The following is an 8,953-nucleotide window of genomic DNA, read 5'->3' as shown; positions in this document are numbered from 1 at the left end:
GTGAATCTCTATCACCCGCAATCAAACGGGCGAACATTAATGTATCATAGAATATGAGCATACGTCAACTACCTAATATCGTAAATTTTAAACCGATAAGAAGGGCCACACCCGGCAAGCCCAGGATCATGACCGTTCCTATGGTCATCGGATTCAGAGGAATATACGCTTCAGCTGCTAATCCGGTGAAATTCACAACATAGATAGCTACAGCCGAAAGGGCCAGATGCGCCCCGAATACAGTTAGCCATCCCAGCCCGAGCTTCTTTCTAAACACAACATAGATAAGCAGCAAGAGCGATATGCATAGTACGCCAAGCACAATCAATTTCATAGATACTCCTCCTTCAAAGGTCAATAGGAATCCTATCAATCAACTCTCGGTTAACCGTTCTCCCTTTTTTGCTCGATATACTGCATCCTTGCTCCATCCAGATTAAGCTGCTTGGCCTGTTTGAGATTCATCTGGTATTTGCGCTCTGCCGCCTCCAACATGTAGATCGCATAATCGATCTGATCCTGTCCCGTAGCCTCCTGGAACAGCAAGTGCGCCCGCTCCCACTCCATCTGGGATCTCTGGACGTCCAGGAAGACATGCCACATCCGTTCTTGCTCCTCTGCCGTGATATACGTTTCCTCTTCTTTCTTCCTCGACTTCCACCATATCTTCATTCCGTTCACTCCCTATGAATATGAATAATTAACCTGCCCTTATAAAGACCGTCTGTAACATTCATATCGAGAGAGGGACAAACTTAGAACCATAAGAACACTTTCAATTTCTACTTTCTTGGCCTAGAAATATGCAAACAAAAAACGAGCCATCAGAATCGCTTCCAATGCTCGTTCTTATGTTGCTTTCATATTTCAATCAAATGCTGCAGGGATCAATAATATCAGTTCAGTTCTCTTCGACCTTCAAGCGCTTTGGATAAAGTCACTTCATCTGCGTACTCCAGGTCACCGCCAACCGGCAGTCCATGGGCAATACGAGTCACCTTAATATCAAAAGGACGGACCAGGCGCGATATGTACATCGCCGTTGCCTCCCCCTCAATATTAGCGTTCGTCGCCAAAATGAGTTCTTTCACTCGTTCGTCACTTAAGCGCGTGAGGAGCTCCTTCAGACGGATTTCATCCGGCCCGATCCCCTCCATCGGAGATATGGCCCCATGGAGGACATGATAGTAGCCCTCGAATTCCTTCGTGCGCTCCATCGCCACCAGATCCTTCGCATCCTGTACAACGCAGATGATCGAAGCATCCCGAGTCTTGTCCTGACATACCCGGCATGGATCCGTATCCGTGATGTTGCAGCAGACGGAGCAGTAGTGCAGATTCCTTTTGACACTGACTAGCGCTTTGGCAAAATCAATAACGTCATCTTCCTTCATGTTCAGAACATGAAAAGCCAGGCGGGCGGCCGTTTTCGGCCCCACACCCGGCAGTCGCGTAAAGGCATCGATGAGCTTCGCGATCGGTTCAGGATAGTACAAATGTAACTACTCCTTCTAGGTTAGTTTAGAACAAGCCCGGGATTTTCATGCCGCCTGTGAATTTGCCCATATCGGCGTTCGCAATTTCTTCAGCCTTGGCAAGTGCATCGTTAACCGCAGTCAGCACCAGATCCTGCAGCATTTCCACATCATCCGGGTCAACCGCCTCAGGCTTGATGTTGATGGACAAAATTTGTTTATGGCCATTCGCTTCTACGGTAACCACGCCGCCGCCGGAAGTTCCTTCAACGGTTTTTGTAGCAAGCTCTTCCTGCGCCTTCAGCATTTGCTCCTGCATCTTTTTCACTTGCTTCATCATTTGGTTCATATTATTCATGATTCATCTCTCCTTATAATAGGGTGCACGTAGGGACGCGCTAGTCTTTTATGACAACGAGGTCTTCTCCAAACAGCTGGATCGCCTCATCAATCCATGGTTTTTCTCCACCGGCATCAGCTTCTTCATGTTCCAGCTTAAGCTCTTCCGCCTGAGGCTTGCCGACTCCTTCTACCGCATCATTCCAGTCGCGAAGCATCATGGTCACCAGATGATACGGCTTGCCGAGCATAGACTCAAGAACCCCTTCAATCACCTGTTTATTGGCAGGTTTCTCCGTGGTTTCGCGGTGGATGTTGTTTTTGAAAGCGACAAGGACCTTGTCTTCCCATACGGATACGGGCTCGCCATCCATCAGCCATGCGTGAACCGTTACCTTCTCCTCTTTCACGTTCTGCAGAATTTGGGCCCACTGCCGATGTACAGCGGTATAATCCTCTCCGGTCCGGGAGGATACATACTGATCCATATGCTGCGGAATCTTGGCCGTTGAAGCTGCTTTCGGTGCAGGTGTTCGGGCAGACTTGGCCGGTTCGCGTTGATTCGATGCAGGAACACCGTTTTGAATCAAACGTTCCAGCTTTTTCTCAAGTGCGGCTACATGCTGCTTCAGCTGAGCCAGTTCTCCCGCATCGGCCGTAGAATGGGCAGCTGCGGACCCGCCCCCGGATTGGGTAATGCCGGAAAGCTTGAGCAGTGCCACCTCAAACAGGGTTTGCGGCTGCGAGGCATATTTCATCTCACTCTGATAACGGTTGAGCGTATCAATCATTTGAAACAGCTCATCCCGGCTGAAGGCATTTGCCATCTCCTGAAACTCGGCCGGGTTCAAAACCCGATCAGTCAGCTTGTCGGCATCGGGAACCATCTTGATCATAAGCAAATCGCGGAAATAGTACAGGAGATTCTCCATGCATTTATCTGCGCTTTTTCCCTCCTGCATGAATTGCTCCACGATCTGCAGGACCAGCCCGGCATCCCCCTGCTTCACGGCGCCGGCCAGACGGCCAAACTGCTCTGAGGCAATGCCTCCCGTCATGTCCATGACCTGCCGGTAAGATACGGTACCTCCAGTGAAGGAAGCGATCTGATCCAGAATGCTCAAAGCATCCCGCATACCACCATCCGATAGACGCGCGATATACTGCAGCGCTTCATGCTCAGCCGTAATGCCTTCTTCCCCGCAGATCTGCTCTAGACGTCCGGTTTGTTCCTCCAGGGACACCCTACGGAAGTCAAACCGCTGACAGCGTGAAATAATCGTTGCCGGAAGCCTGTGCGGCTCTGTTGTCGCTAGTATAAACATCACGTGTGCCGGCGGCTCCTCCAGCGTTTTCAGCAAGGCATTGAACGCTTCCGTCGTCAGCATGTGTACTTCATCAATAATATAAACCTTGCGCCGTACTTCGGTCGGTGCGTATTTGACTTTCTCCCGCAAATCACGAATTTCCTCGACGCCGCGGTTGGATGCCGCATCAATTTCCTGGACATCCATGACGGCTCCGGACGTTATGCGCCGGCAGGCCTCGCATGCATTGCAGGGTTCCTCAGCCGGACCATGCTCGCAGTTCACGGCTTTGGCCAAAATTTTAGCGGCACTGGTCTTGCCTGTACCCCGTGGACCGCTGAACAGGTAGGCATGGGAAACCCGCTGCTCGCGAATGGCATTCTGCAGGGTCTGGATAATATGCTGCTGGCCCACCATGTCGCCGAACGACTGTGGTCGCCAAGCTCGATATAACGCGATATGTTCCACTATGCTTTACCCTCTTTCAACTTCCACTTCGCGAAGATTAGGAAATCCAAGGCTAACACCAAAGCCTAATCCTCACGTGCTTTACAAGTTATATTCATGGTCAATCCCAGCCTAAACGGCATGAGTCAACGGTTATATTATACTACATTCTATACTACTTTCCCCTGCCTTAGCAAAACGTTTACTTGGAAAACTTTATCCAAAGTTCACGTGAAGCATTCGCTCCAATTTAGAATCCCGCCTGGACAAAAAACACCCTTGCCAAAGGCAAAGGTGTTATGTGCAGATATGTATACCGTGCACCTGTTATTGATCATTGCGATCCGAGCGGCAATCCTGAGCAGCAACTCGGGCTAGGCACTCCTCCGGCACAAAAGCGGTCTTGCTTATGGCTGCTTCCTTCCGGACCTGACCAGGTTCACAAGTGCTCATTGCGGAGGACCCAACCGTCAACGTTGAGCGCAGGGACCAGCCTCACATCGACAACACCTCTAACAGGAATTCAACCTCGCTACAGCGGATTGCGAGTTACAGGGCACCGCTACCTCCCCGTCTAGCACGGCGAACTTTAGTATATCGCATGGCTACCAAAAAAGCAACCGACGGAAGAAGTTGCATACTCCATCGGCCCTGCAGACAGACAAAAACCCTCCAGCCACAAGGGCGAAGGGTTTGTTTATTAGATACCGTATTTCTTCTTGAATCTATCAACACGACCGCCAGCATCCAGGAATTTCTGTTTACCTGTGAAGAACGGATGACAGTTCGAGCAAATCTCTACACGAAGATCGGGTTTCACAGAACCTGTTTCAAACGTATTACCGCAAGCACAAGTAACTGTAGTAACGTGATATTTCGGTTGAATATCTTGTTTCATTGTAGCTTTCACCTCTTTCCGCCCTGAGCCTCATGCGGACCCAGAGTTATATGGACACATAAAAGGAGTATAGCACGAGCAAATTGAATGCGCAATAGTCCATACACAAATCATCAGACAAGTCCGCAATTGGAACTACACCCTATTTTTAGCACATTCGAGACCGTGCAAGTTATATAATCGAAGGCCGCTTTTTCGGTCTCGCCTGTCCAGCAGGGGGCACATGCGTATAGGAGCCGATCACCACATCCGGCAGCTCCTCCTGCATGATCTCGATCGCCTGCTTCATTCCGAGAATCTCGCCTTGGGCAGGCGGGATGAGGCCAAGATAGCTCTCAGGGTCAATATTCAGATTGCGAAGCTGAATCAATTTGAGTCCCGTGCGCCGGGCAAACTCGATCATGGCTTCCAGCTCTTCCTCGCGGTCGGTCACGCCCGGAAAGATCAGATAGTTAATGGATGTATATACGCCCTGATCCGTTGCGTAACGAAGAGATTTCTCCACATTAGCGAGCGTGTAGCCTCTTGGCTTGTAGTATGCGTTATAATGGGCATCCAATGCACTGATCGTGCTGACTCTCATCAGATCAAGACCCGCATCCACGATACCGCGGATAAAATCGGTCAGTCCCGCATTGGTGTTAATATTAATGTAACCCATGTCGGTCTGTGCCCGGACTTCTCGCATAGCCTCTATAATGATCTTCGCCTGGGTGGAGGGCTCGCCCTCACAGCCTTGGCCAAAGCTGATGATCGACTCCGGGGTCTTCAGATGCTCCAGCATGACCTGCACCAGCTCATCCACTCTCGGACGGAAGTTCATGCGCGTCTGCGGGGAGACAAAGCCGCTGTCATCCGGCTGTTCCGAAATGCAACCGAAGCAGCCCGCATTGCAGGAGTAAGACACGGGAACCGCGCCTTCCCAGCGATTCAGGAAGGTGTTGGACGCCGTCAGACACTCGTATCCCAGCGCACAGTTAGACAGATGTTCGTAGAGCCGGTTCTCCGGATACTTCTCCTTCAGCGTCTTAACCCCATGCTCAAGGTCATCCAGGTCACAATTCACAGGATTCCATTTCTCGGGATCGTCGGACAAACGCGCCGTCGTATAGAAAGCGCCATCCTTCCATACGACTGCCGAGTAACCAAACAGCGGCAGCTTATACTCCTTGTCCGACTTCACGTACCCCGGCAGGCAGAGCCGGGTGTAGCCTTGCGGCAGAAGCGCTCCGACAGCCGTATACCCGTCCTCAAGCGGCATCATGTCACCGGTCTCCGGATCCATTCCGATCGCTCGGGTACTCGGCAGTCCGACCAGCGTAGCTCCTTCCGGCAAAGGTATCAATTCATCTTCCAATATCTCGACGATCATATCTCCGCTGCGGGCCAGCCCGAACAGCTCGGAATGATCGTATACATTCCCTTGTTCATCTGCATAAACCAAATACATGTTGATCTCCTATTCTCCGGTTGATTCAGGGCTTAGCTCTGAGGGGCCGTCGCCGCAGATGCACGCGATGGACGTCTGGCTGTCTGGCCCTGAGTCCCGGTTCCGCCGCCGTTGTTGGCATTCACGTCAAATGATGCCAAGAACTCCGCGTTATTCTTGCTATCACGCATTTTTTTAAGGAAGCCTTCCACAAAATCGGCAGAGTCGTTCATATTTTTGCGGATCGCCCAAATGGTATCCAGTTCATCCTTGTTCAGCAGCACCTCTTCGCGCCGGGTACCGGAGCGACGAATATCGATCGCCGGGAAAATACGGCGTTCCGCGAAGCGGCGGTCCAAGTGCAGCTCCATGTTGCCTGTGCCTTTAAATTCCTCATAAATAATATCATCCATCCGCGATCCGGTTTCAACCAAGGCTGTCGCCAGGATCGTCAAACTTCCGCCTTCCTCCACGTTACGAGCCGATCCGAAGAAACGTTTCGGACGATGGAATGCCGCAGGATCAATACCGCCACTCAGCGTTCGGCCGGACGGAGGAATGACCAGGTTGTACGCACGGGCCAGACGGGTGATGCTGTCCAGCAAGATAACCACGTCCTTCTTATGCTCCACCAGCCGCAAGGCGCGCGACAATACCAGTTCCGCCACTTTGATATGGTTCTCCGGAAGCTCGTCAAAAGTAGAAGCAACCACCTCACCCTTAACGGAACGCTGCATATCCGTCACTTCTTCAGGCCGTTCATCGATGAGTAAAACAAACAGTTCAATCTCTGGATTGTTGGTTGAGATGCTGTTGGCGATTTCTTTCAAGAGGAGCGTTTTCCCTGCTTTTGGCGGTGCCACGATCAAACCGCGTTGTCCTAAACCTACGGGTGCAAGCAGATCCATAATTCGGGTTGACAACTGATTAGGGGATGTTTCAAGAACAAGCTTTTCTTGCGGATATAGAGGAGTCAAGGCTGGGAAGTGTAATCGTTCCGCTGCGACGGCAGGATTCTCGCCATTCACGGCGTTGACCTGCAGCAGCCCGAAGTAACGTTCGTTCTCTTTCGGCGTCCGGCATTTGCCCGAAACCAAATCTCCGGTCCGCAAATCGAATTTGCGGATCTGGGAGGCCGAAATGTAGATATCCTCCGTGCTCGGCAAATAGTTGATCGGTCTAAGAAAACCGTATCCTTCCGGCAAAATCTCGAGTACGCCCTCCATGAACATCAAGCCGCTCTGTTCGGCCTGCGCCCGGAGAATGGCAAATATCAATTCTTTTTTCTTCAACTGGCCATAATAAGGAATCTGATACTTCTTGGCCAGCTTATACAGATCCGTCAGCTTCATGCCTTCCAAATCGGCTATTTGTAAATCCATTCAATAACCACCTATTCAATTATTTGTTTCTGTTGCAGCAGTTCCCTGCCGTCATGTAGTCTATTAGTCTATGAGAGCTTTACTAGGAGCATTACCCAAATCAGAGGGAGATATGCAGTTTCCACCACATATTTCCCTCATTTTGGTAAAAAAGTCACTCTTCTTCGGTCTCGCGCCACACGTCGGCACCCAGCTCACGTAAGTTGGAAACGAGATGGTCGTAGCCGCGGTCGATGAATTCCACGCCGCTTACCTCCGTTATCCCTTCAGGCACCGTCAGTCCCGCAATGACAAGAGCCGCACCCGCGCGCAGATCGGTCGCTTTGACCTTGGCTGCGTTCAGCGGGCCGCCCTCGATGATGGCAGAGCGTCCCTCCACGCGAATTTTGGCCCCCATGCGAACGAGCTCCGGAACATGTTTAAATCGGTTGCTATATACAAAATCACTAAGGACGCTGACGCCTTCCGCTTGCGTAAGGAGGCTGGTCATCGGTGACTGCAAATCCGTTGCAAATCCAGGATATATTAGCGCCTTCACATCCACATGCTGATACCGGGCTTTACCGATCACGCGGATGCTTTCGTCCAGCTCTTCGATGCCCACACCCATCTCGATCAGCTTGGCCGTGAGGGCCTCAAGATGTTTCGGGATGACGTTGTCAATCAGAACATCGCCGCGCGTAGCTGCGGCAGCAATCATATATGTACCGGCCTGAATCCGGTCTGGAATAATGGAATGTCGGCAGCCATGCATCTCGGTCACGCCCTCGATCCGGATGGTTTCCGTTCCGGCGCCCTTAATGACAGCTCCCATGGAATTTAAAAGTGTTGCAACATCTATAATTTCAGGCTCTTTCGCCGCGTTTTCGATAATTGTGGAGCCTTTGGCCTTGGCAGCCGCCAGCATAATATTAATCGTTGCACCTACGCTGCTTACATCGAGGTAGATCTTCGCGCCCCGCAGCTCTTTGGCATGCAGGTGAATCGAGCCGTGTTCGTTGGTCACGGTCGCGCCAAGCGCTTCAAAGCCCTTGATGTGCTGGTCGATGGGACGAGGTTCAAAATTACAGCCGCCCGGCAGGCCGATCACGGCTTCTTTAAATCTTCCAAGCATGGCGCCCATCATATAGTAGGACGCGCGCAGTTTCTTGACGGGTCCGTTAGGCATCGGAATGGATTTGATATCAGAAGGGTCAATTCTCATCTGATTGCCTTCCCATGAAACTTGCCCGCCTAATTCCTCAAGGATCTCAGCATAAACAGCCACATCGCTGAGAAGCGGCAAATTATCAAGTACGACTTCCGATTCCGCCAGGATTGCGGCGGGAATTAACGCAATAGCACTGTTCTTGGCACCGCTGATTGTTACAGCACCTCGCAGTGGGCGTCCACCGCTGATCATCAATTTTTCCATAAGCTTTCGGTTCCCCCTACATCACTTCGCAGCCGGAAATGGTTCTGATGCCCGTCATACAAGAAAAACGTCGTATCGACGTTCCTAAAGGATGACAGACGCAATAAGCGTTCGTTTTCGTAGCGATTATCCGGTTGTGAAGCCTCACAATCCGCTTGCGCTTTTTGATAACTTAATAAATGAAATGGAAAAACACCGGCTATGCGGTGTGCTTTCCATTTCATTGTATGCAGCATAAGACAGCCTAAAATATCTTAGGTGA

General features: G+C 51.0%; 9 protein-coding genes and 1 other RNA gene. All 10 read right to left on the bottom strand.

The genetic code is table 11. From position 1 onward, the window contains the following. Positions 1 to 64: 64 nt before the first annotated feature. On the bottom strand, positions 65 to 334 hold the full coding sequence (locus tag MHI43_RS00710; RefSeq protein ID WP_036662834.1) for a pro-sigmaK processing inhibitor BofA family protein: 270 nt from the start codon (positions 332 to 334) through the stop codon (positions 65 to 67). Positions 335 to 384: 50 nt separating this feature from the next. Next, positions 385 to 672 carry a hypothetical protein gene (locus MHI43_RS00705; RefSeq protein ID WP_009595542.1) on the bottom strand — a complete coding sequence of 96 codons (288 nt, stop codon included), beginning with the start codon at positions 670 to 672 and terminating at the stop codon, positions 385 to 387. 224 nt (positions 673 to 896) lie between these two features. After that, positions 897 to 1,496 carry a recombination mediator RecR gene (recR, locus tag MHI43_RS00700; protein ID WP_009595539.1) on the bottom strand — a complete coding sequence of 200 codons (600 nt, stop codon included), beginning with the start codon at positions 1,494 to 1,496 and terminating at the stop codon, positions 897 to 899. A 25-nt stretch (positions 1,497 to 1,521) separates the two neighbouring features. Then, positions 1,522 to 1,833 (bottom strand): YbaB/EbfC family nucleoid-associated protein, encoded by a 312-nt coding sequence (locus MHI43_RS00695; protein WP_009595540.1) that lies wholly within the window; start codon positions 1,831 to 1,833, stop codon positions 1,522 to 1,524. A 40-nt stretch (positions 1,834 to 1,873) separates the two neighbouring features. Beyond that, a complete protein-coding gene (dnaX, locus tag MHI43_RS00690) occupies positions 1,874 to 3,589 on the bottom strand; it encodes a DNA polymerase III subunit gamma/tau (RefSeq protein WP_036662835.1) in 1,716 nt (571 codons plus the stop codon). A gap of 295 nt (positions 3,590 to 3,884) precedes the next feature. Beyond that, positions 3,885 to 4,151: signal recognition particle sRNA large type (ffs, locus tag MHI43_RS00685), an RNA gene on the bottom strand. Between the two features lie 117 nt (positions 4,152 to 4,268). Beyond that, a complete protein-coding gene (gene rpmE, locus MHI43_RS00680; RefSeq protein WP_006207505.1) occupies positions 4,269 to 4,466 on the bottom strand; it encodes a 50S ribosomal protein L31 in 198 nt (65 codons plus the stop codon). A gap of 172 nt (positions 4,467 to 4,638) precedes the next feature. Beyond that, entirely contained in the window at positions 4,639 to 5,916 is a 1,278-nt protein-coding gene (locus MHI43_RS00675; protein WP_012818387.1) for a radical SAM protein, read from the bottom strand. 32 nt (positions 5,917 to 5,948) lie between these two features. Beyond that, positions 5,949 to 7,277, bottom strand: a complete 1,329-nt coding sequence (gene rho, locus MHI43_RS00670; RefSeq protein ID WP_012818386.1) for a transcription termination factor Rho — start codon at positions 7,275 to 7,277, stop codon at positions 5,949 to 5,951. Positions 7,278 to 7,431: 154 nt separating this feature from the next. Further along, positions 7,432 to 8,691 carry a UDP-N-acetylglucosamine 1-carboxyvinyltransferase gene (locus MHI43_RS00665; RefSeq protein ID WP_036662837.1) on the bottom strand — a complete coding sequence of 420 codons (1,260 nt, stop codon included), beginning with the start codon at positions 8,689 to 8,691 and terminating at the stop codon, positions 7,432 to 7,434. Between the last annotated feature and the right edge of the window lie 262 nt (positions 8,692 to 8,953).

The sequence above is a fragment of the Paenibacillus sp. FSL H8-0457 genome (assembly GCF_038051935.1).
Lineage (GTDB): Bacteria > Bacillota > Bacilli > Paenibacillales > Paenibacillaceae > Paenibacillus_AQ > Paenibacillus_AQ lautus_A.
This window is presented reverse-complemented; position numbering and strand designations above follow the sequence as displayed.

Excerpts from the sequence above, each read along its gene's own strand:
- MHI43_RS00675 (WP_012818387.1), bottom strand. The coding sequence starts at position 5,916 with ATGTATTTGGTTTATGCAGATGAACAAGGGAATGTATACGATCATTCC.
- MHI43_RS00695 (WP_009595540.1), bottom strand. The coding sequence starts at position 1,833 with ATGAATAATATGAACCAAATGATGAAGCAAGTGAAAAAGATGCAGGAG.
- rpmE (WP_006207505.1), bottom strand. The coding sequence starts at position 4,466 with ATGAAACAAGATATTCAACCGAAATATCACGTTACTACAGTTACTTGT.
- MHI43_RS00665 (WP_036662837.1), bottom strand. The coding sequence starts at position 8,691 with ATGGAAAAATTGATGATCAGCGGTGGACGCCCACTGCGAGGTGCTGTA.
- MHI43_RS00705 (WP_009595542.1), bottom strand. The coding sequence starts at position 672 with ATGAAGATATGGTGGAAGTCGAGGAAGAAAGAAGAGGAAACGTATATC.
- rho (WP_012818386.1), bottom strand. The coding sequence starts at position 7,277 with ATGGATTTACAAATAGCCGATTTGGAAGGCATGAAGCTGACGGATCTG.
- MHI43_RS00710 (WP_036662834.1), bottom strand. The coding sequence starts at position 334 with ATGAAATTGATTGTGCTTGGCGTACTATGCATATCGCTCTTGCTGCTT.